Source organism: Pseudomonas sp. COR18, from assembly GCF_048568395.1.
Classification (GTDB): domain Bacteria; phylum Pseudomonadota; class Gammaproteobacteria; order Pseudomonadales; family Pseudomonadaceae; genus Aquipseudomonas; species Aquipseudomonas fuscovaginae_B.
Genome location: NZ_CP183808.1, coordinates 2,214,148 through 2,236,703, shown reverse-complemented (window position 1 = coordinate 2,236,703; position 22,556 = coordinate 2,214,148). Strand labels below are relative to the sequence as shown.

The window sequence follows — 22,556 nt, the reverse complement described above, 5'->3', positions numbered from 1 at the left end:
GGTGGAGTCCGACGCATTATGGGGGAGGGCGCGCAATCAATAAATGACGTTTCGCCGGCCTCAGCCCTGTTCGGCAAGGCACTCGCGCAATGCCGTATGCCAATCCGGCTGGCTCACCTGCCATTCGCGCAACAGGCGGCTGCAGTCCAGGCGCGAGTTCAGCGGGCGGGTGGCCGGCGTCGGGTAGGCGCTCGACGGGATGGCCTCGAGGATCGCGCACGGCTTGTTCAGGGCCAGCAGCTGTTCGCCGATTGCCTGGGCGAAACCGAACCAGGAGGTTTCACCGCTGGCGGTCAGGTGGTAGGTGCCCCAGGCGCCGGCCTGGCCGGCCTGCCAGCGTTCGATCAGGGCGCGGGTGCTGTTGGCGATGGTCCCGGCCCAGGTCGGTGCCCCAACCTGGTCGGCGACGATGCGCAGTTCCGGTTTCTCCTGCAGCAGCCGCTGCATGGTCAGCAGGAAGTTGCGCCCGTGGCTGGAGTAGACCCAACTGGTGCGCAGGATCAGGTGCTGGCCCTGGGCTGCGGCGATGGCCCGCTCGCCGGTCAGCTTGCTGCGGCCGTAGACGCTCAGCGGGTTGGTCTCATCGTCCTCGGTGTAGGGCTCGGCCTTGCTGCCGTCGAACACGTAGTCGGTGGAGTAGTGAATCAGCGGTACGCCGAGGTCGGCGGCTTCCTGGGCGAGCACGCCCGGTGCCGTGGCGTTGATCGCGAAGGCCAGGTCCGGCTCGGACTCGGCCTGGTCGACGGCGGTATGGGCCGCGGCGTTGATGATCAGGCCCGGGCGGTGGGCGCGGACCTGCTGGCGAATCTGCTCGGGGTGGGCCAGGTCGAGCTGGTCGCGTCCGAGCACCACCAGTTGGCCGAGGTCGCCCAGACGTTTCTGCAGCTCGCGGGAGACCTGGCCATGCTGGCCGCTGATGAGGATTTTCAGGGGATATGTGCTCATTCGAACAGATCGGCCTCGTGCAGGAGTTTACCGTTCTGATCCTTGGCCGAGAGCTGTGGAACCCCTTCGAATTCCCAGTCGATGGCCAGGGTCGGGTCGTCCCAGCGGATGGTGCGTTCGGCGCTGGGGGTGTAGTAGTCGGTGGTCTTGTAGAGGAATTCGGCGTAGTCGCTGAGGACCACGAAGCCGTGGGCGAAGCCTTCGGGCACCCACAGCTGGCGATGGTTTTCGCCGGACAGGCGCACGCCGACCCACTGACCGAAATGCGCCGAGCTGCGGCGGATGTCGACGGCCACGTCGAGCACTTCGCCGGCGATCACCCGTACCAGTTTGCCCTGGGTGTTCTGCATCTGATAGTGCAGGCCGCGCAGCACCCCTTTCTGGGAGCGCGAATGGTTATCCTGGACGAAATTCGGGTTCAGCCCCGTGGCTTCCTGAAAGGCCCGCGCGTTGAAGCTCTCGTAAAAGTAGCCGCGCTCGTCGCCGAAGACCTTGGGTTCAAGGATCACCACACCGGGCAGGCGTGTCGGAGTTGCCTTCATTGCTGTTTCTCTCCGGCGAGGGTGAACAGGTACTGTCCATAACCGGTTTTGCCAAAGTACCGGGCGCGTTCGAGCAGGTGTTCGCGGTCGATCCAGCCATTCTGGTAGGCGATTTCTTCCAGGCAGGCGACTTTCAGGCCCTGGCGATGCTCGATGGTCTGCACGTACTGCGAAGCCTCCAGCAGGCTGTCGTGGGTGCCGGTATCGAGCCAGGCAAAGCCGCGGCCAAAGCGCTCGACCCGCAGATCGCCACGCTTGAGGTAGGCATTGTTGACGTCGGTGATTTCCAGTTCGCCGCGTGGCGACGGCTTGACCGCCTTGGCGATTTCGATGACATCGTTGTCGTAGAAGTACAGGCCGGTGACCGCGTAGCTGGATTTCGGCCTGGCCGGTTTTTCCTCGATGGACAGGGCTCGACCTTCGTCGTCGAAGTCGATGACACCGAAACGCTCCGGGTCCTTGACCCAGTAGCCGAACACCGTTGCGCCTGCCGGCTGACGTGAGGCCCTTTGCAACTGCGTGCTGAAGGACTGTCCGTGGAAGATATTGTCGCCGAGGATCAGGCACACCGGATCCTTGCCGATGAATGCCTCACCGATCAGGAACGCCTGGGCCAGGCCGTCCGGCGACGGCTGCTCGGCATAGCTGAAGTGCACGCCGAACTGGCTGCCGTCACCCAGCAGGTTGCGGTACTGCGGCAGGTCCTGCGGGGTGGAAATGATCAGGATTTCGCGAATGCCGGCCAGCATCAGCACCGAGATCGGGTAGTAGATCATCGGCTTGTCGTAGATCGGCAGCAGTTGCTTGGATACCCCGAGGGTGATCGGGTGCAGGCGGGTGCCGGAGCCACCGGCCAGTACGATACCTTTCATCATGCCAACAATTCCTTGTGGTCGAGGGAGCCCAGGCGTTCGCCCTGGTAGCTGCCGTCCTGTACCCGGCGGCACCATTCCAGGTTCTCCAGGTACCACTGCACGGTCTTGCGCAGACCGCTTTCGAAGGTTTCTTCCGGGGTCCAGCCCAGTTCGCGTTCGATCTTGCCGGCGTCGATGGCGTAGCGCAGGTCGTGGCCCGGGCGGTCCTTGACGAAGGTGATCAGGTCAGCGTACCGCGCCACACCGGCCGGGCGGGCTGGCGCCAGTTCCTCCAGCAGGGCGCAGATACCACGCACCACGTCGATATTCTTCTGCTCGTTATGGCCACCGATATTGTAGGTCTCGCCGACAACGCCGTCGGTCACCACCTTGAACAGGGCGCGGGCGTGGTCCTCGACGAACAGCCAGTCGCGGACCTGCTGGCCGTCGCCATAGACCGGCAGCGGCTTTCCGGCCAGGGCATTGAGGATCACCAGCGGAATCAGCTTTTCCGGGAAGTGGAACGGCCCGTAGTTGTTCGAGCAGTTGGTCAGCAGCACCGGCAGGCCGTAGGTGCGATGCCAGGCGCGGACCAGGTGGTCGGACGCCGCCTTGCTCGCCGAGTAGGGCGAGCTGGGGGCGTACGGGGTGGTCTCGGTGAACAGGTCATCGACGCCATGCAGGTCGCCGTACACTTCGTCGGTGGAGATGTGGTGGAAGCGAAAGGCGCTTTTTTGCGGCTCGGCGAGCTTCGACCAGTAGCCGCGGGCGGCTTCCAGCAGGCTGTAGGTGCCGACGATATTGGTCTGGATGAAGTCCGACGGGCCGTCGATGGAGCGGTCGACATGGGACTCGGCGGCCAGGTGCATGATCGCGTGGGGCTCAAAGCGGGCCAGCACCGCGCTGACGGTAGCCTGGTCGACGATATCGGCCTGGACGAACTCGTAGCGGGTATCGGTCGCGATGCTGGTCAGCGACTCGAGGTTGCCGGCGTAGGTCAGCTTGTCGAGGTTGAGCACTTCATGCTCGGTGTTGCGGATCAGGTGCCGAATCAGGGCGGAACCGATAAAGCCGGCGCCGCCGGTGACTAGAATACGCATGTCGGTGTGCCTTTTCCTTAGACGGACATTCAGTTGATGCAGCATAGCTTGTGGGTAGGGAGGCAGCGGTGCAAGTGCGATTGCTCCTGTATCGGTGCGGACTCTTCCTACTTTACTTCGTACTTGCGTATTGACGGCGCCGATGGCGATATAGACACCCGATAAAAACTTCAGGGAGTCGTTACATGTTGCTCGCCACGTTGATCCGCCGTGCCAGTCTGCCGAGCCCGAATGTCTCGATGTCTTCGGCGCTGCAACTGCTCGAGGAGCATTACGGACTCTCTGGAACCCTGCAGGCGCTGGGCAGCCAGCAGGACCTCAACTACAGGGTCGACAGTGACAAGGGTCGGTTCGTTCTGAAAATCTGCCATGGCGACTACGCCAGCCTTGAGTTGCAGGCTCAGCACGCCGGGCTCGGGCACCTGGCCGGCCGCGACGGCCTGCGGGTACCGCGGGTGATCGCGGCGAACAATGGCCAGGACCTGCTGACCCTCGAGCTGGCCGGTCAGCCGCTGCATGTCCGGCTGCTGGAGTACATCGAAGGCCAGTCGCTGACCCATCTCAAGCACCTCGGCCGCGAACTGGTGGTCGGTCTGGGACGCCTGTGCGGCGAGATGGACCGGGCGCTGGCGGACTTCCAGCACCCTGGCCTGGAGCGCACCCTGCAGTGGGACCCACGGCACGCCGGGGCGCTGATCGGGCACCTGCTGCCGGTGATTCGCGACCCGCAGCAGCAGGCGGTCATCCGCGAGGCCGCGGCCCAGGCCGCGCGCCGTCTGCAACCGCTGGTGGACAAGCTGCCGGTACAGGCCGTCCACCTGGATATCACCGATGACAATGTGGTCTGGCGCCGTGATGCGCAGCGCCATTGGCAATTGCAGGGCGTGATCGACTTCGGCGACCTGAGCCGCACCTGGCGGATCGCCGATCTGTCGGTGACCTGCGCGGCGCTGCTGCATCATGCCGCGGACGACCCTTTTGTGATCCTGCCGGCGATCCAGGCCTATCACGCGGTCAACCCGCTGCAACGGGAGGAGTGGCTGGCACTGTGGCCGCTGATCGTTGCCCGGGCCGCCGTATTGGTGCTCAGTGGCGAGCAGCAGGTCAGTATCGACTCGGACAACCGCTACAGCCGCGACAACCTGGCTCATGAGTGGGAGATTTTCGAGGTGGCGACCTCGGTGCCGTTCGAATTGATGGAAGCGGCAATTCTCACCGCCGTCGGTCAGCCCCTGGAACCGGTCGCCAGCGAAGGCTTCGCGCCGCTGTTGCCGGGGCTGGTCGGGCGGGAGTTCGCGTTGATCGACCTGGGCGTGCTCAGCCCGCATTTCGAGGCCGGCAACTGGGAGCAGGAAGGCGCCGACCAGCGCCTGCTGGCCGAGGCCGCGGCGTTGCACGGCCTGGCGGCCAGCCGCTACGGGCAGTACCGCCTGTCGCGCACGCGTCCCGACAGTGCGGTGGAACCGGACACCTGCCCGCTGCATGTCGACTTGCGGGTCCCGGCCGGAACGACGGTGGAAGCGCCGTTCGCCGGTACCCTGCAGACCCTGGAGGAGGGTGTGCTGCAATTGGTGGGCAAGCCACTGAGCCTGCGGCTGTGGGGGCTGGAGGCGTCTCTCAGGCCGGGAGCGGCCGTGGTCAAGGGGCAGGTGCTGGGAGAGGCGGGAGCGGCGTTGCGCGTTCAGTTGTGCCGGCATGCCGAGCTGGACGCTCCGCTGTTCTGCACGCCATCGCGCGCTGCCGCCTGGCAGGCGCTCTGCCCCTCGCCGTCGGCGTTGCTGGGACTTGCCTGCGATGCCGAGCCGGAACTGGACGCGGCTGAACTGCTGGCCCGGCGTGACGCCAGCTTTGCCCGCACGCAGAAACACTATTACGTCGATCCGCCACGTATCGAGCGTGGCTGGCGCAACCACCTGATCGACATGCAGGGCCGCTCCTACCTGGACATGCTCAATAACGTCGCGGTGCTCGGCCACGGTCATCCGCGGATGGCCGCCGAGGCGGCGCGCCAGTGGTCGCTGCTCAACACCAACTCGCGGTTCCACTACGCCGCGGTGACCGAGTTTTCCGAGCGGCTGCTGGCCCTGGCGCCGGACTCCATGGACCGGGTGTTCCTGGTCAACAGCGGGACCGAGGCCAACGACCTGGCGATCCGCCTGGCCTGGGCCTACAGCGGTGGGCGCGACATGCTCAGCGTGCTGGAGGCCTATCACGGCTGGTCGGTGGCGGCCGACGCGGTCTCGACCTCCATTGCCGACAACCCCCAGGCACTGGAGAGCCGCCCGGACTGGGTACACCCGGTGACGGCACCCAATACCTATCGTGGGGCGTTCCGCGGCAGTGACAGCACGCCGGACTACGTGCGTAGCGTCGAACAGCAACTGGCCAAGCTGGCCGGGCAGAACCGCCAGTTGGCGGGGTTCATCTGCGAGCCGGTGTATGGCAATGCCGGCGGCATCGCGCTGCCGCCGGGCTACCTGCAACAGGTTTATGCGCTGGTACGGGCCCGGGGCGGCGTGTGCATCGCCGACGAGGTGCAGGTCGGCTACGGGCGCATGGGCAAGTTCTTCTGGGGCTTCGAGGAGCAGGGCGTGGTGCCGGATATCATCACCATGGCCAAGGGCATGGGCAACGGCCAGCCGCTGGGCGCGGTGATCACCCGTCGGGAGATCGCCGAGGCGCTGGAGGCCGAGGGCTACTTCTTCTCGTCGTCGGGCGGCAGCCCGGTCAGTTGCCGGATCGGCATGGCCGTGCTGGACGTGATGGCCGAGGAAAAGCTCTGGGAGAATGCCCAGGTCGTCGGCAGCTACTTCAAGGAGCGGCTGGAAGCCTTGATCGATCGTCATCCATTGGTGGGGGCGGTGCATGGTTCCGGTTTCTACCTGGGGGCGGAGTTGATCCGCAATCGCGAGACCCTGGAGCCTGCAACCGAGGAAACCGCGCTGTTATGCGACCGCTTGCGCGAGCTGGGGATCTTCATGCAGCCGACCGGCGATCATCTGAACATCCTCAAGATCAAGCCGCCGATGTGTACCACGCGCCGTAGCGTGGACTTCTTCGTCGACATGCTGTCGAAGGTACTGGACGAGGGGCTTTGAAATATAAAGCCGATTGTTATCGGTGAATTATGTCTCTATGAGAGCGAGTAATAATTTATTAGCTTTAAAAGCCGATTTTTATCGGCTATAAAGTCGGCATTACCTACGTTGAACACCCTCGACGGTTCACTGGAGTCCTGCCCCATGAGTATCCTGCACAGCACCCCTCGCGCCGACGGCTTCCACATGCCTGCCGAATGGGCCCCCCAGACCCAGGTCTGGATGATCTGGCCCGAGCGCCCGGACAACTGGCGCCTGGGCGGCAAGCCGGCGCAGGCGGCCCATGCGGCAGTGGCCAAGGCCATCGCCCGGTTCGAGCCGGTGACGGTCGCGGTATCCGCCGGCCAGTATGAAAATGCCCGGGCGCGCCTGGATGTGCCGAACATTCGCCTGGTGGAGATGTCCAGCGACGACGCCTGGGTTCGCGACAGCGGGCCGACCTTCGTCATCAACCACCAGGGCGAAGTCCGTGGCGTGCACTGGGGCTTCAACGCCTGGGGTGGTTTCGACGGTGGCCTGTACTTCCCGTGGAACCGCGACGAACAGGTGGGCGGCAAGATTCTCGAAATCGAGCGCTGCCAGGAATACCGTACCGAAGGCTTCGTGCTCGAAGGCGGTTCGATCCATGTCGATGGCGAGGGCACGGTGATCACCACCGAGGAATGTCTGCTCAATCGCAACCGCAACCCGCACCTGAGCCGCGAGGAGATCGAGAAGGTTCTTGGCGAGCACCTGGCGGTGGAAAAGGTGATCTGGCTGCCGGACGGTCTGTTCAACGATGAAACCGATGGCCATGTGGATAACTTCTGCTGCTACGTGCGTCCTGGCGAGGTGCTGCTGGCCTGGACCGACGATCCGCAGGATCCGAACTACCCGCGCTGCCAGGCAGCGATGAAGGTGCTGGAAAGTGCCCGTGATGCCAAGGGCCGCGCCTTCGTGGTGCACAAAATGCCGATTCCGGGCCCGCTCTACGCCACCGAGGAAGAATGTGCCGGTATCGATGCCGTGGCCGGCAGCCAGGAACGCAGCCCTTCGGTGCGTCTGGCCGGTTCCTATGTGAACTTCCTGATCGTCAACGGCGGGATCATCGCGCCGAGCTTCGACGATCCGAAGGACGCCATCGCCCGGGAGATCCTGCAGACGCTGTTCCCGCAGCATGAGGTGGTGATGGTGCCGGGACGGGAGTTGTTACTGGGCGGTGGCAATATCCATTGCCTTACCCAACAGCAGCCTGCGCCGCACCAGGGGTGAGTGAGGCTGTAACATCGGGTGTCACCCCGCCAAATAGTGGCACTTTTGCATCATTGTAAATTTTTCTTCATCAAACCCGCGGCCTTTATGGGGCGCGGGTTTTTTTATGGGCGCTGGCGCACAGAAGTGGCATTTTGGCATAGCTCTTGTATCTGCCTGGCATACAGACGGAGCCGTCTTCGGGCTGCGATGTTTTGTCATAAACCTTGAGTAACTTAGCCGCTCATGAACCAGGAGAGCGCCGAGATGAACGTAGCCAGCGAGCGAGTTTCGCATCCCCTGTCGGTGACGAGCGAGTCGCTTCAAATTCTGGCTCAGTGGTTGAAAAGCAATGGAACGCGTGCAACCCGTGCTCAGGATCCTCGTCGAATGATTATCGACCGCTACCCCGCGGGCCTGTTCAGCGAAGCTGAACTGGAGGCATTGTTGGGGGTTTTGCAGGGTTAAATGGATTTGAATGAAAACGCCGCTGCCCGGAGCGATCCGGACAGCGGCGTTTTTTATGGGCCTTAGAAACTGTAGGTACCGGTGACGACCAGATTGCGCGGGGCTCCCGGCTGGATCTGGAAGGCGCTGGTGGCCGAGGTGTAGTAGGTGCGGTCGCTGATGTTGCTCAAGGTGGCGCGCAGGTCCCAGTCGCGGGTGCGGAACCCGGCCAGCGCATCCCAGGTGCCGTAGCCCGGCAGGATCACGGTGTTGGCGTTGTCGGCGTAACGGTCGCCGACCAGGGTCAGGCCGGTTTCGGCGTACCAGCCCATTTCCGGTTTCCAGGTCAGGAACAGGCTGCCGTTGCGCTTGGCGACGTTGCCGACGCGCTTGCCTTCGAAGCCGTTGTTGTCCTTGACGATGGTGGCGTCCTGGATGCCGAGGCCGCCGCGCAGGTACCAGTTGCCGACGATCCGGCCGGTGCCGGTCAGCTCGACGCCGCGCGAGCGCTGCAGGCCGCTGAGCAGGGTGATCCCGGGGTTCAGCGGGTCGCTGGTGCGGCGGTTGTAGAGTTCCAGTTCATACACGGCCAGGGTGGTGCTCAGGTTTTCGCCGAGCCAGTCGCTTTTCACCCCGACTTCCTTCTGGCGGGTCAACTCGGGGCTCAGGTCGTTGCCGTTGCCGGCGGCATTCGGGGTGATGCCGATCAGGCCGCCGCCCACCGGCGAGAAGCTCTTGCTCCAGGACGCGTAGAACGAATGATCCTGCACCGGCGTCCAGACCACGCCCAGGCGCGGGCTGGTGCTGTGGCTGTCGCGGCTGTCTCTGACGTTGGTTAGGTTGTTGGTGGTTTCGACCTCGAAGCGGTCGTGGCGCAGACCGGCGAGCAGTTGCCATTGGTCGTTCAGGCGCAGTTGGTCCTGGACGTAGAGAGCACGGCTTTGGACTTCGGTGTGGTTGTTGCTGGAGGGCACCATGGGGCCGGTGTGGCTCAGGTTGTGGTTCGGGTTGAACAGGTCGAGCGCCGGCACCGCCTGGCCACCACGGTTGGCCGCGAGCGAGGTGTAGAGTTTCGGATCGCGGCGCTGGCTGCCCAGCTCCAGGCCGGTCAGCAGGCGGTGTTCGAGACCGAAGGTGTCGAAGCTGCCTTCGGCTTCCAGGTTGTTGTAGAGGTTGCGGGTGTTGAGGTCCTGCTGCCAGCGCTGGCGGGTGACCCGGCGGGTCGCGGGGGTGTAGCCCGTCAGATAGGTGTTGTCGAAGTCGCTGTCGAGCTTGAACAGCCCGAGGGTATGGCGCAGTTGCCAGTTGTCGTTCAGGGCGTAGGTGAGCTTCGAACGCAGCGATTGCGCCTTGTCGTCGATGTAGTCTCGTGGGTCGCCATAGCTGATGTCGCGGCCGACATCGGCCGGGCGACCATTGATCCCCGGGATGCCGCGATCCGGCGTGCGGTTGTAGCGGCTGTATTCGTACTGCACCAGCCAGTTCAACTGCGGGGTCAGTTGCCAGCTCATCGACGGGGCGAACAATTGGCGGTTGCCGCTGACGCCGTCACGGAAGCTGTTGCTGTCCTGGTTGCCCAGGTTCAGGCGCAGGCTGAGGTCCTGCGTCGGGTCGGCGCTGAGGTCGGCGTAGAGGCTGCGCAGGTCGTCGCTGCCACCCTGCACCTCGACCGTGGAGCGACGGCCGAACTGCGGCAGCTTGCTCACCCGGTTGACGATCCCGCCCTGGCTGCCACGGCCGTAGAGGACTGCGGCGGGCCCCTTGAGCACCTCGATGCGCTCGATGTTGTGCAGGTCGCGTACGTACTGGCTGTCGTCGCGGATGCCGTCCAGGTAGAAGTCGTTGCTGGCGTCGAAACCACGGATCCGCAAGCTGTCGAAACGGGTGTCCGCGCCGCTGCTGACGTTGGGAATGCCGCTCAGCGCCTTGCCCAGGTCGTTGGTGCCATAGTCGAGCACATTCGCGGTCTTCACCGAGTCGATGGCCTGGGGAACGTAACGCACCGGCGTGGTCGTGCGGGTCGCAGTGCTGACATCCCTGACGCGTGGGTCGTCCGGGTCGGCATCGGCGCTGATCGACAGTTCCGGCAGAGTGGTGGTGGCGTTGGTGAATCCGGCGGACAGCAGAACGCAAAGCCCGAAGGTAACGGGCGCCAGGCGATAAGGGGCAGGCATGACGGGGATGTATCCGTGAAGGTGCAGGGGTTGGGAAAGAGCGTTAATGTTATCGAGTATTATTACTAATTGATAAATATTACCAATAGCGTACCTTGGCTGGTGTGTATCCAAATATGTCTTCGCTGTTACATGGCCAGGGATATGACCGATTCACGCAACAAACCAGCCGCCATATCGGCGTTTTTCGAACAGCTGTCCGGCGCTAACCTGTGGACATTGCCTGCTGATGAGTTTCCTGGAGACCGCCATGACCGCTCCCGTCACCCTTCATTACATCTATGACCCCCTGTGCGGCTGGTGCTATGGCGCCAAGCCGCTGGTGCAGGCCGCCAGCCAGGTACTGCCGGTGACCCTGCATGGCGGCGGCATGATGGCCGGCAACAGTCGTCAGTTCGTCAGCCCCAGCCTGCGTGACTACGTCATGCCCCATGACCGGCGCATTGCCGAGTACACCGGCCAGCCGTTCGGCGAGGCTTATTTCGAGGGGCTGTTGCGGGACCGCTCGGCGGTATTCGATTCCGCACCGCCGACCAGTGCCGTGCTGGCCGCCGAAGAATTGGCCGGACGTGGGCTTGAGTTGCTTGGCAGGTTGCAGACGGCGCATTACCTGGAGGGACGACGCATCGCCGACGCCGACGTGCTGCTGGAGCTGGCGACCGAGCTGGGCCTGGAGCCGCAGGCTTTCCTGGCGGCATTCGAGCGCAACGGCGGCGCTGTGGTGGCCGAGCACTTCAAGAACAGCCGGGCGCTGTTGTCCCGTGTCGGCGGGCAGGGTTTTCCGACCCTGGTGCTGGAGCGTGATGGTCGCTTCAGCCTGGTCGACATCGGCCCCTACCTGGGCCGGCCCGAGGTGTTCGCCCAGTGGTTGCGTGAGTCGACCGGGCTGCCCGCAGGTGCACCATCAGGCCCGGCCTGCGGGCTGGAGGGTTGCGCCGGTTGAGTCGCTCTTGTCGTTATCGCAAGACTGTCGTGGCGTTGGCTGATATGCCATTTTTCGAGGTTGACCAAAAATTCTTGTCTAATTGCCGAGGATTCACGAAATTGACACTTTAGTCGTGTCGCAGATAGGATTCGCGACACGCCTGTGGCTATAAGCCATATACCCAAAATAATAAGAGGCCCGCTGCATTCACCTGCATGCGGGCCTTCTTTTTTCTGTCTGAAAATACCAACACACAGGTTCAGCTCGGGAGCTGCAGGGCGTTTCATCCAGCAATAAGGAAAACAACATGTTGAACAAACGGATCGGTCTGCTCGCACTGGGCATCCTCAGCGCCACTCAGGCCATGGCAAGCGATCAATCGGACGCCAAGGGTTTCGTCGAAGACAGCCACCTGAACGTGTTGCTGCGCAACGCCTACATCAACCGCGACTACAAGGATGGCAACAAGGACAAGGCCGAGTGGGGCCAGGCGGCCATCGGCACCTTCAAGTCCGGTTTCACTCAGGGCACCGTGGGTGTCGGCGTTGACGCCTTCGGCCTGTACGGCGTGCGTCTGGACGGTGGCAAGGGCACCACCGGTGCGCAGGGCATCGACTTCTTCGCCAAGGACAACAACGGCTCGCCTGAGCGTGATATCGCCAAGGCCGGTGCCGCGGTGAAATTCCGTCTGTCCAACACCGTACTGACCTACGGCGACCAGATGCCGGTCCTGCCGGTGCTGAGCTATGACAACGGCCGCCTGCTGCCGGAAAGCTACACCGGTACCCTGATCACCTCCAAGGAGATCAAGGGCCTGGAACTGAACGCCGGTCGTTTCACCGCCGAGTCGCGCAAGAGCGATGAAGGCCGTGACAGCGGTGGTCTGAAGAGCATCAACGTGCTGGGCGGCAGCTATCAGTTCACCGACAACTTCAAGGCGGCCCTGTACGCCTCCGATGTCGAAGACGTGCTGAAGAAGCAGTACGTGAACCTGAACTACGTGTTCCCGGTTGCCCAGGATCAGTCCCTGACCCTGGACTTCAACGGCTACCGCACCAAGCTGGACAAGGACTACGCGGCCGACCACGACGCCGATGGCCGCGACAACAAGATCTGGAGCCTGGCGGCCACCTACGCCCTGGGTGCCCACTCCTTTACCCTGGCGCACCAGCGCAGCACCGGCGACAGCCTGCTGGGCTACCCGTACGGCGGCTACCAGCGTGGCCAGGGTCGTGTGGGCGATGGTGGCAACTCCATCTACCTGGCCAACTCCTACTGGTCCGACTTCAACGCCGCGGACGAGCGTTCCTGGCAACTGGGCTACGGCCTGGACTTCGGCGCCTTCGGCGTACCGGGCCTGAGCTACAACGTGGCCTATGTCCGTGGTGACAACATCACCACTTCCACCAGCACCGGTGGTACCGAGCGCGAGATCTTCAACCAGGTCAAGTACGTGGTCCAGAGCGGCCCGGCAAAAGACCTCAGCGTGAAGCTGCGCAGCTCGATCCTGCGCGTGTCGCAGAAGTCCAGCGAATACAACGTGAGCGGCAACGAAGTGCGTGTGTTCGTCGACTACCCGATCAACGTGTTCTGATCGACGCGACAACGTTGTAGCGACCTGATCCCAGGTTGAACAGACGCCCCGACCGGTTCGGGGCGTTTTTGTTTGTGCCGGTTGCGGGTAATCTGTGGAGCTTGTGAGTTGATGCTTTTCCAGGATTGAGAGCCGGGCGCCATGACCGTCAGAACCCTTATCGCCCGTCGTCGCTGGTTGTCCCTGGGATTGCTGGCGCTGTTCCTTGCTGTTGGCCTGCCCTACGGCTGTTCGCGGCTGGCCTACAAGGAGCGCGAGCTGCTGTTCAATATCCAGCCGGGCACCGCGGGTTGGTTCAATGGCCTGCCCGGTGGTGTGCGGGAAATGCAGATCCCGGTCAGCGACGGATTGGCCGGCAGCGACTACCTGCATGCCTGGTGGTGGCCGTCGAGTCGCGCCGATGCGCCGACCATCCTCTACCTGCACGGTACCCGCTGGAACCTGACGGCGCAGGTCGGGCGGATCACCCAACTGCGCGAGCTGGGCTTCTCGGTGCTGGCCATCGATTATCGCGGTTTTGGCGACAGCCCTGGCGGCTTGCCGTCCGAGCGCAGTGTCTACCAGGACGCCGGCAATGCCTGGAAGCGCCTGGTGCAACTGCAGCCCGATGCCCGCAAACGCTACATCTACGGCCATTCCCTCGGCGGTGCGGTGGCGGTGGACCTGGCCGAACGCCTGGCCGCTGACAAACAGTCGCCCAAGGCGGCCGGACTGATCATCGAATCGACCTTTACCGACCTCGGCGACGCGGCCCGGGCGGCGATCCCGACTTCGTTGCCGGTGCGCTGGATCCTCTCGGAGAAATTCGCCTCCATCGACAAGATCAGCCAGATCGGCATTCCCGTGCTGATCGTTCACGGTACCGACGACCCCTACGTTCCGTCGCGCTTCAGCAAGACGCTGTATGAAGCAGCCGCACAGCCCAAGCATCTGCTGCTGATCAAGGGCGGCAACCATATCAACAGCATGACCCTCGGCAGCCGCGAATATGCCAAGGCCTTGCGCCAGGCCTTCGCCGGTTTTCCCGCGCCGATTGCCACTGGCTTTGCCGGCCAAAACGCTGTCAAAGCCCAATAAACATTGCACTGCGCCGATAACGCGCTAGCTTTATGCCAGCACGGATTGCTGCCATCGAAAACGGACTTCGCACGTCTGCGTTTCATCATCACTCCTGTGCCGACCCCTGACCTTCCCGGTTGCTTTGCAGGAGCAGTACCCATGACAGGATTGCGTAACGACAAGGCGCGCTGCGCGCTGGGCCTGATGGCCCTGGCGGTGGCGGGTCAGGCTCTGGCGACGGAGCCTTCCCGGCTGTTCAACAACCCGCCGGCGCTGCAGCAGGAAGCGCCCAAGCCCAAGAGCGGCACCTTGCTGCTCAAGAGCAGCCAATCCCTCGAAACGAGCACCGCCCAGGGGCACGCCGGCCACGAGCGGCGCCTGGACCTGACGATCCAGTACACCGACAACCACATCTTCAACCCGGCGACCGGCGAGAATGTCCCGGTGTCGCTGCGCAGCTATACCGGTACGGATGTCGATCCGGCGGCGCCGTTCATCGCGCCGACCATCGACGTCACGCCGGGCGACACGGTGCGCATCAGCCTCGACAACCAGTTGAAGCCGGACCCGAGCTGCACCCAGCCGCCGGAGAACCCCGACAAGCCACACTGCTTCAACGGCACCAACCTGCATTCCCATGGCCTGTGGGTAAGCCCGGCTGGCAACAGCGACAACGTGCTGCTGTCGATCAATCCCGGGGTCAAGTTCCAGTACGAGTACAACATCCCTGCCGACCACCCGGCGGGCACCTTCTGGTACCACCCGCATCGTCACGGTTCCACCGCCCTCCAGGTCGCCAGCGGCATGGCCGGCGCGTTGATCATTCACGGCGACCGTCTGCCGGGCAAGGACGTCAACGGCGATATCGACACCTTGCTCAAGGATGCCCAGGGCCAGGCGTTTCCCGAGCGGCTGCTGGTGTTCCAGCAGATTCCGTATGCGTGCAAGGGGCCCGATGGCAACTTCCGCTACCAGCCGAAGAAGGACAAGGACGGCAATATCGTCAAGGACAAGGATGGCAAGGCCGTGATGGTCATCGACTGGACCTGCAACAAGGGCGAAGTCGGCGTCGTCGAGTCATTCGACCAGATGGAGTTCGGCACCTGGGGGCCATCCGGTCGCTACACCAGCGTCAACGGTCTGGTGCAGCCGATCTTCGACGGTGCCAAGCCGGGGCAGGTCGAGCGTTGGCGGCTGGTCCATGGGGGGATTCGCGACACCATCAAGCTGCAGTTCCGGCGCATGGAAGACAGCGCCAAGGCCACCAGCGACCTGGGGGTCGGTGCCGAGAAGGCCGAACAGTTCATCAGCCAGCAATGCACGGGCAAGCCGGTCGAGTACCACGTCATCGCCTCCGATGGCCTGACCATGAAGCAGGCCCAGGCGCGCAACCTGGTGACCCTGCAGCCGGGCTATCGCAACGATTTGCTGCTGACCTTTCCCGAGTCGGGACGCTACTGCGTGATCGATGAGGCGGCGAGCAAGGCGAGCAACGTCGACCAGGCTGCCAGTGGTCGGCAGGTGCTGGGTTTCGTCGACGTCGGCCCCGGCGAGAAGGTCCCGGACACCACGGCGCACCTGACCAGGGTACTGGTCGCGGCCGCCGAACGGCAGATGCCGGCCGAGGTGCGTGACACGGTGGTCGCCGACCTGAAGAAGGACCTGCGCCTGGACAAGTTCATCCCGCATGCGGACATCGCCGACAGCGAACTCAAGGGCGAAGGCCAGACATTGGTGTTCCTGATCGATACCTCCGATCCTGACAACACCAGGTTTGCCGTGGGTAATACCCTGGCGGATGCCGAGCCGTTCAAGCCGGGTGTGGTCAACCGTCATCTGCAACTGGGCACGGCGGAGCAGTGGAAGCTGCAATCGGCTTTCGCCAGTCATCCGTTCCATATCCACGTGAACCCGTTCCAGATCGACAGGATCATCGGCCCGGATGGCACCGACCTGAGCCTGCCGGGGGCTGTGGATAAAACCGACACGGACAACGAATACGCGGGCTTGAAAGGTGTGTGGAAAGACACGCTGTTCGTGAAAAGCCGCTCTGAACCCAAGACATTTCCGAAGGGAGAAGGGGTCTATACGTTGTACGTGCGCACCCGCTACGAGCGCTACATCGGCGAATTCGTGCTGCATTGCCACATCCTCGACCATGAGGACCAGGGCATGATGCAGAGCGTGAAGATCGAACTTCCGGATGGTAACGGTGGAGTGGTGCAGGGCGCGCACCATTGAGGGGTTCTTCAACTGCTTGCTGAGGTGGGTTATCGAGAGGCGCCTGTATCAGGGCGCCTTTTTATTGTTCCTATCTGTGTAAATTGTAGCCGGAGATTATTATTTTTTACTAGAGTCAGACCTGTCTTGCTTATTCGCCATATGTTCAGCTTACAACGTCTCGCAAAGTCATGAACGATTTGTCGAGTGGGTAAGAAAAATACAATAGTCTCTCTGAAATATGGAGATATAAAAATGCCGGAGCCTGCCGAGCCCTCCCAGCAGTTTTTCCTTTTTGAGAATGAAAGTGACGCCGATTCTAAAGCTGAAGCTGTTAAGCCTTCGGCACCAACGGGCAGGTTCAGTAATTTTGTCGTTTATGTTGATGAAAGTGGTGATCATGGAATGCAGAACCTTGATCAAAACTACCCGATGTTTGTACTGGCTTTCTGCATTTTTCATAAGAGACACTACTGCGAGAAGGTCATACCCGCCTTGCAGAAGTTTAAATTCAACCACATGGGGCATGACTTGGTCGGCCTTCATGAGCTGGAGATCAGAAAGGAAAAAGGGGCATTTTCCGGTATGTTCTCATCTCGGCAGCATAAGGACGACTTTCTTAACGAACTGACCGGTATTATTGAAGAAAGTAATTTCATCCTGGTCAGTTGTGTTATTAACAAAGCCAGCCTTCGAGAAAAGCAAGGGCTGTCTCAGAATCCTTACCATATCGCCCTGGGGTTCTGCCTGGAGACACTCTATGAGTTCCTGCAGGAGAAAAATCAGGACGGCGCGCTGACGCACGTCATTTTCGAGCGGCGGGGAAAGAAAGAAGATAATGAGTTGGAGCTGGAGTTTCGACGGATGTGTGATGGCGCTAATCGTCTAGGTATACAGCTTCCGTTCGACATTATTTTTGCAACCAAGCAGGTTAATTCCACAGGGCTTCAGCTGGCTGACCTTGTCGCCAGGCCTGTGGGAATGAGCGTGTTACGGGCCGGTCAGGAAAATCGTGCTTTTGACGTACTGAAACGAAAATTTTACTGCAGCGGTGGGCGTGAAGGCGTCGGAGAGGGGTTCGAGAACTGGGGGACTGAAAATTTTCCCGTCTCCAGAAAGCGAAAAGCCCCGGTGAAACTCACCGAGGCCATGACGCCGACCGGGATCCCCCAGTCCATTTGCCGCGAAGTATAGGTAGGGGGCTCGGCATCGTCAATGATGTTGGCGCGAAGCAGCGGGCCGTTCTATATACATTTGTTTCTCAGAGCGTGGCACCTTGCCCGGCAGGTTCCGTCTGCAGATCAATTAACCTGGCGACAGGCTCGACCGTCAGTGCAAGCCGTACGAGTAAACCCCCAGGTCGCGACTGTTGTACCAGTTCCCCTTGGCCCAGAACACCCGGTCCTGTGCTTGCTGGAAGCCGAGGATGCCCAGGTAGCCGTCGATCGCCAGGCGCTGCCAGGAGCGTCCCCAGTCCGTCGAGTAGAACACCCCGTCTGCGGAGATCGTGGCTTTCGACCACCAGTACATCCAGCGTGGCGGATGGTGGTTGCTGGAGGTGTTGATCAGCAGGCTGTTCTGCCCCATCCAGAAATGCCCCTCGCGCAGTTGGGTATGGGACCCCATTGGACCGAACACGCTGGGCAGTTCGCCAACGATACTCCAGCCCAGCTTGGCGATGTCCAGTTCGCCGATCCTGTTCTGACCCCGATCACCCTGATCGATCAGACCCATGACGCGACCATTGCCGTTATCCACCAGGGCATCGATGAACAGCGCGTCTTCACGCTGCACGGACTCCACCTGCCACTGGCTGGCGTCCCGCTTGAGTTGGGCGCGGGTCGTCACGCTGACCGACAGGTTGCGGTCTCCTTCAGCCGGATTGCGTCCCCAGAAACGTTGCGATACCCAGATGATCGCGTGCTGGGCATCCAGTTGCGTGACATGGGTCTGGAGGTCTCCGGTGTCGCTGGAGTCCTTGAACCACTCGGTGATTTCCGGTCGCTTGCCCTGGGCATATGCCTGCGTCACCAGCAGCGACTGGGAGGCAAAGATCTCGGTGTTGGTCGCACCGCCGTCGGCCGAGTAGAACACTCCGGTAGAGATGCCGTCGGGGATGTCGCCATAACCCATCGATTCCTGACTTGGCGAGCTCCAGGCCCAGATCTCGTTCTGGCCGTGGAAGTACGGCTTGAGGTTCCAGGCAATGTGATCGGCTTCGGAGAAAAAGCCCTTGGGCAGCCAGCTCCAGTGCTTGCCCTGGTCGTCAGTGCGAAACACCGCGCTTTGAGTTCCGGCAAACAGCACCTGCGGCTTGCCATCGTCGGGGGGCGTATCGGTTTCGGGGCGATCTAGGCCGCTCAGCAGGAAGACCCGGCTGCCATCCGGACTGGCCACCAGACAGGCGGGGTCGGTGATATGGGCCACCAGCTCGAACCGGCCCTGGTCGTTCAGGCGCGAGATGAAAGTGGTCTCCTTCTGGCGTGGCGAGAGGAAGCTGGAGAAAGTGCCGGATTCTTCCGCGTCCTTATCCTCGGTCTGCGCCGGTTTGCCGTAAAGCACGGCGTCCAGGTCCACCACGTTGGCGGCAGGTTGCAGGTCCTTGGCGTCGGTCTCGACGCGACCGACCAGCCAGGTGCCTTGCGGGGTCGCGACGACACCGGTGCAGAACTGGGTCATCGCCCGTTGGCGGACGTCCTGCACCGCGCCCAGTGTCTGTTGGTCCGGTCTGCCACCGCCCCATTCGAGCTTGGCGCTGAGAATGATCCACATGTACCACAGTGCGGCAGCGAGGATCAGTATGACGGGCAGTTTGATGAGCAGCTTCAGGCGAGACATGGAAGGTCCGTATCCAGGGGAAAGGCTGGGTAGCTTTTCTCATTTTCGGGGGCGGGAGTAAATTGCTGGTGCGGGGGGCAAGTCAGATATGTGAAGTGGGTCAGGTGGGAAAGGTATTCACGGCAGCGGTGAAGAGTGCCGTGTTTGATGGGCTGCTTTCTTGGGCGTCACTGTGGCGTCTCGCTCCCGCAGGCGTGTTCGTCCTGCTGGAGATTCCTGGTTTTCCAGGTTCAAGCGCACGAAAATCTAGGTGAGAAGATCGACGTTGACTGGCTGGCTGACCTTGCCACATTAAAACGATAGGTAGCCGCTCTGGGGGTGACTGGCGTCACTTGGGAATTGGTCTAGCCAGAAAGACAAAGGGCGCCTTTCGGCGCCCTAATCACAAACAGGATGGCTTGTCATCGCTCTCTTCCTGTTTGGCTCTGCGATTGCTGGGTTTCCCAGGATCCTCAGAGTCTCACAAGCCCCTTTCGGGTACACGAAAAATGTCTCAAAAATGAGCGACGGAGGCCAATTGATAATGCCTATGGGGACAGCGGCGAAAAATTGAGGCCCGCGAGAACGGCGGTTTTGACGGCGATGAAATGCTCAGCACTCATCGTCAGAACCTCATACTGCCGCTTGCCATCGCGGCCTTTTGTCTTGATGCGGTCCAGCCTGTCCAAGCTCACGGTATAGAGCATGTCGCATTTCGCCCAGCTTTTCTTTGCCTCACCTGTTAGGTAGCACGGCAGTTCAACATGGTAAACGCACAACTTTTCCGGTTCCGTGGTGCTGAGCGGTACCACTGTCACGAGACGGTTGTTATGAGGATGCTTCCTCAGGACTACAACGGGCCTCTGCTTCACCATCTCCGGGGCGACGAAACCACTGAAATCGCAGATGAGAACACTTCCTTCCTTGGGCTGATATTTCAATGGCATCCGGTATGCTCTCGGTTCGATGAGGACGGTGGTGTGCCATCTTACGTTGATCCATCTGGGGTCCCTGCTGATGACTTTTGGACAGTTCTACGAAGTAATAGGACTCGGCCTCGTAGGAAACTGAGCTGATGTTTCCACCGAGGGGGAATCGGTCTTTCTGGTTGTGCCTTCATTTCGTCGTCTAGGAAATGAGAGGGAGTATCAATTCCGCTCCTTGATTTTTAACATTACCTACAGCAGTACCGACGGGTATCATTCGAACTCATCGACGGGGAGACATAGGTTCCTGGCTATGTCTTCGGCTCTGGCGGGGGAGAGGTCGGGATCGCCCCATTCGCCGGTGTGCTCTGGCGACAGCACCAGCGGGCGCCGGTCGTGAATGTCCAACATGCCCTGGTCGCTGGCGGAAGTGATGATCACAAAGCCGTCACCCTCGTGGGGCTCCAGTCCCGGATGCATCTGGGCCAATGCCGCGAAGAACATCGGCGCCTGACTCTCGAACCGAATGAAGTACGGTTGTTTTTTCTGAGTCAGATATATTCAAATAGAAAGAAAGAGCTTGGGATGGTATTTGGAAAAGATGCAGTCTACGTGATGCGCTTGCTCTTTAGTCTTAAGGGAGGCCAAATGCTGAGGCATGAGATGGCCCATGGTAAATTTACAGGCGAACATGCGTATAGATGTGAAAGCATTTGTGCCTGTTGGTTTATGTATTACATGACCTGTCGGCCTCTATACGGTCATTGGGACGCGAATATAGCGAAACCCATACAGGCACGTCTTCTGGGTCGATAGATAAACCGATACTGCTGGGTTTTCCCTCTTTTCTTCGAGGTTGGGAGTCCGGTGAGGAGGAAGGTCATCACCCGCGATGATGGCCTTGGGCTCGGCCACCGTAGGCGGTGCCTTGGATTTAGGAGTGTGGACACTTTCAGCTTTTTGAAAGCCCCAAAATAAAGCCCCAGAAACGGCAAAGCCCCGCATTGCGGGGCTTTGAACATGGTGCCGGCACCAGGAATCGAACCCGGGACCTACTGATTACAAGTCAGTTGCTCTACCATCTGAGCTATACCGGCGTGTCAGGGCGACGATTATAGCGATTGGCGGGGTTCTGTAAACCCCTGATATTTGACTATTTTTGCGCAGCGGATAGCGGCCGATCGCCGGGTATCAGCCGTTCTGGCGCGTTTGCTGGATCACCGCCAGCAGCCTGCGGGCCACCTCGTTCGCCTGTTCGGCCGAGGCTACGTTGGTGAATCCCATCAGCAAGCCGCCTTCCTTTCCGGTCGTCAGTTGCCAGCGCGACAGCGGTTCGATCGCCAAGCCCGTCGCCCGTGCCCGCTCTGCCACGCGGGTGTCCGGGGCAGTGATCAGGAGTCGCACCAGCAGGTTGATGCCGCCGGCCTGCGGATCGACCTTGAGCAGGCCGCCGCATACGTCTTCCAGTGCCTTGACCAGCAACGTCCTGCGTGTGCTGTACAGCTGGCGCATCTTCTTCAGGTGACGGGTGAAGTGGCCCTGGCCGAGAAAGTCGCTGACCGTTGCCTGCAGCAGCTCCGGGCAGCGGTTGCGCAGCAGCCGGGCACGCTGCTCGAAGCGTTCGATCTGCGCCCGTGGCACCACCAGGTAGGCCAGGCGCAGGCCGGGGAACAGCATCTTGCTGAAGGTGCCGGCGTACAGCACGCGGTCGTGCCGGTCCTGGCTCTTCAGGGCGGGCAGGGGGCGGCCGCGGTAGCGGAATTCGCTATCGTAATCGTCCTCCAGTACCCAGCTCGACTGTTGCCCTGCCCAGTCGAGCAGCGCCTGACGGCGCGCCGGGCTCAGGGCCACGCCCAATGGGCTCTGGTGCGCCGGGGTGACGACCGCCAGCCGTGCCGTCGGCGCCTGCTGGATGCCCTGCTGCACTTGCAGGCCATCGCCATCGACTGCTACCGGAACCAGCCTTACGCCGCGATTGAGCAGGAGCTGCCGGGCATGCAGGTAGCCGGGGTCTTCGAACCAGCAGTCCTGGCCGCTCATTTCCAGGCTCTCGCAGATCAGTTCGAGCACGGCGTTGTAGCCAGGGCAGATGAACACCTGGTCCGGCGTGCAGTGCACGCCCCGGTACAACCCCAGGTATTGGGCGATGGCCGCACGCAGGGGCGCATGGCCGCGTGGGTCGCTGAAGCCGAGGCTGGCGATGTCGGTCTGGCGGACGCGTTGGGTGATCAGCCGGGCCCAGAGCTTGCGCGGGAAGGCGTCCAGCGCCGGCATGCCCAGTTGCAGGGGCCGCGGGTGGTCCTGTTCGGCCTTGGTGGTGCCGGAGGGGGGCTGGGCCGGAGCCGCCGGCAGGTCCTGGGCGATGATGGTGCCGGCCTGGCCGCGTGCCGTCAGGTAGCCTTCGCTGACCAGCAGCGCATAGGCCGCCTCAACGGTACCCCGGGCCAGGTTGAGTTCGGCAGCCAGGGCGCGCACCGACGGCACCCGGTCGCCGGGGCGCAACTGACCGTCGCCGATGGCGCCGCGAATGCGTCGATAGACCATCAGGTATTTCGGCAGGCCCGGTTCGGCGGCGGGGCTGGCTGGGGGCATGGGGTTTTCCGTGGTCAGGCACAACGGTTCAGT

15 protein-coding genes, 1 tRNA gene and 2 pseudogenes are annotated in these 22,556 nt (G+C 61.9%); 8 read left to right on the top strand and 10 right to left on the bottom strand.

Annotated features, from left to right (window positions below; genetic code table 11):
• Positions 1-60 precede the first annotated feature (60 nt).
• The 4 genes from rfbD to rfbB are packed head-to-tail and all read right to left on the bottom strand — an operon-like array spanning position 61 to position 3,441.
• Positions 61-945: a dTDP-4-dehydrorhamnose reductase gene (gene rfbD, locus ACM62G_RS10310; RefSeq protein ID WP_054056352.1), complete on the bottom strand. Its 885-nt coding sequence runs from the start codon at positions 943-945 to the stop codon at positions 61-63.
• Positions 942-1,487, bottom strand: a complete 546-nt coding sequence (gene rfbC / locus ACM62G_RS10305; RefSeq protein ID WP_419737100.1) for a dTDP-4-dehydrorhamnose 3,5-epimerase — start codon at positions 1,485-1,487, stop codon at positions 942-944. The genes rfbD and rfbC overlap by 4 nt, the downstream gene beginning before the upstream one ends.
• Entirely contained in the window at positions 1,484-2,362 is an 879-nt protein-coding gene (gene rfbA / locus ACM62G_RS10300; RefSeq protein WP_273822747.1) for a glucose-1-phosphate thymidylyltransferase RfbA, read from the bottom strand. The genes rfbC and rfbA overlap by 4 nt, the downstream gene beginning before the upstream one ends.
• The gene (rfbB, locus tag ACM62G_RS10295) at positions 2,359-3,441 is read right to left on the bottom strand and encodes a dTDP-glucose 4,6-dehydratase (RefSeq protein WP_054056349.1); all 1,083 of its coding nucleotides are present in this window, start codon (positions 3,439-3,441) and stop codon (positions 2,359-2,361) included. The genes rfbA and rfbB overlap by 4 nt, the downstream gene beginning before the upstream one ends.
• Before the next feature lie 185 nt (positions 3,442-3,626).
• On the opposite strand from rfbB, the gene ACM62G_RS10290 reads away from it, so the two are divergent.
• The 3 genes from ACM62G_RS10290 (at position 3,627) to ACM62G_RS10280 (ending at position 8,237) form a co-directional block, all read left to right on the top strand.
• Positions 3,627-6,539 (top strand): aminotransferase, encoded by a 2,913-nt coding sequence (locus ACM62G_RS10290; RefSeq protein WP_419737099.1) that lies wholly within the window; start codon positions 3,627-3,629, stop codon positions 6,537-6,539.
• Between the two features lie 144 nt (positions 6,540-6,683).
• Complete coding sequence (gene aguA / locus ACM62G_RS10285; protein WP_273822745.1) at positions 6,684-7,790, top strand: agmatine deiminase; 1,107 nt, start codon at positions 6,684-6,686, stop codon at positions 7,788-7,790.
• A gap of 246 nt (positions 7,791-8,036) precedes the next feature.
• The gene (locus ACM62G_RS10280) at positions 8,037-8,237 is read left to right on the top strand and encodes a hypothetical protein (RefSeq protein WP_054060176.1); all 201 of its coding nucleotides are present in this window, start codon (positions 8,037-8,039) and stop codon (positions 8,235-8,237) included.
• Between the two features lie 62 nt (positions 8,238-8,299).
• Here ACM62G_RS10280 and ACM62G_RS10275 read toward each other — a convergent pair whose 3' ends face one another.
• Positions 8,300-10,390 carry a TonB-dependent receptor gene (locus ACM62G_RS10275; protein ID WP_419737098.1) on the bottom strand — a complete coding sequence of 697 codons (2,091 nt, stop codon included), beginning with the start codon at positions 10,388-10,390 and terminating at the stop codon, positions 8,300-8,302.
• A 250-nt stretch (positions 10,391-10,640) separates the two neighbouring features.
• On the opposite strand from ACM62G_RS10275, the gene ACM62G_RS10270 reads away from it, so the two are divergent.
• The 5 genes and pseudogenes from ACM62G_RS10270 (at position 10,641) to ACM62G_RS10250 (ending at position 17,323) form a co-directional block, all read left to right on the top strand.
• Complete coding sequence (locus tag ACM62G_RS10270) at positions 10,641-11,333, top strand: DsbA family protein (RefSeq protein WP_273822742.1); 693 nt, start codon at positions 10,641-10,643, stop codon at positions 11,331-11,333.
• A 289-nt stretch (positions 11,334-11,622) separates the two neighbouring features.
• On the top strand, positions 11,623-12,909 hold the full coding sequence (locus ACM62G_RS10265) for an OprD family porin (protein ID WP_054060170.1): 1,287 nt from the start codon (positions 11,623-11,625) through the stop codon (positions 12,907-12,909).
• Between the two features lie 141 nt (positions 12,910-13,050).
• The gene (locus tag ACM62G_RS10260; protein ID WP_419737097.1) at positions 13,051-13,986 is read left to right on the top strand and encodes an alpha/beta hydrolase; all 936 of its coding nucleotides are present in this window, start codon (positions 13,051-13,053) and stop codon (positions 13,984-13,986) included.
• Between the two features lie 141 nt (positions 13,987-14,127).
• A complete protein-coding gene (locus ACM62G_RS10255; RefSeq protein ID WP_419737096.1) occupies positions 14,128-16,209 on the top strand; it encodes a multicopper oxidase family protein in 2,082 nt (693 codons plus the stop codon).
• A gap of 234 nt (positions 16,210-16,443) precedes the next feature.
• Positions 16,444-17,323: pseudogene (locus tag ACM62G_RS10250) on the top strand (DUF3800 domain-containing protein).
• 194 nt (positions 17,324-17,517) lie between these two features.
• Here ACM62G_RS10250 and ACM62G_RS10245 read toward each other — a convergent pair.
• From ACM62G_RS10245 to ACM62G_RS10225, 5 genes and pseudogenes are all read right to left on the bottom strand, one after another.
• On the bottom strand, positions 17,518-19,026 hold the full coding sequence (locus ACM62G_RS10245) for a hypothetical protein (RefSeq protein ID WP_419737095.1): 1,509 nt from the start codon (positions 19,024-19,026) through the stop codon (positions 17,518-17,520).
• Positions 19,027-19,553: 527 nt separating this feature from the next.
• Positions 19,554-19,952 carry a type II toxin-antitoxin system PemK/MazF family toxin gene (locus ACM62G_RS10240; RefSeq protein WP_273822738.1) on the bottom strand — a complete coding sequence of 133 codons (399 nt, stop codon included), beginning with the start codon at positions 19,950-19,952 and terminating at the stop codon, positions 19,554-19,556.
• 181 nt (positions 19,953-20,133) lie between these two features.
• Positions 20,134-20,480: pseudogene (locus ACM62G_RS10235) on the bottom strand (SOS response-associated peptidase family protein); the annotation flags it as partial.
• Between the two features lie 472 nt (positions 20,481-20,952).
• Positions 20,953-21,028 (bottom strand) — tRNA-Thr (locus tag ACM62G_RS10230).
• Positions 21,029-21,122: 94 nt separating this feature from the next.
• Positions 21,123-22,523: a PLP-dependent aminotransferase family protein gene (locus ACM62G_RS10225; RefSeq protein ID WP_419737094.1), complete on the bottom strand. Its 1,401-nt coding sequence runs from the start codon at positions 22,521-22,523 to the stop codon at positions 21,123-21,125.
• Between the last annotated feature and the right edge of the window lie 33 nt (positions 22,524-22,556).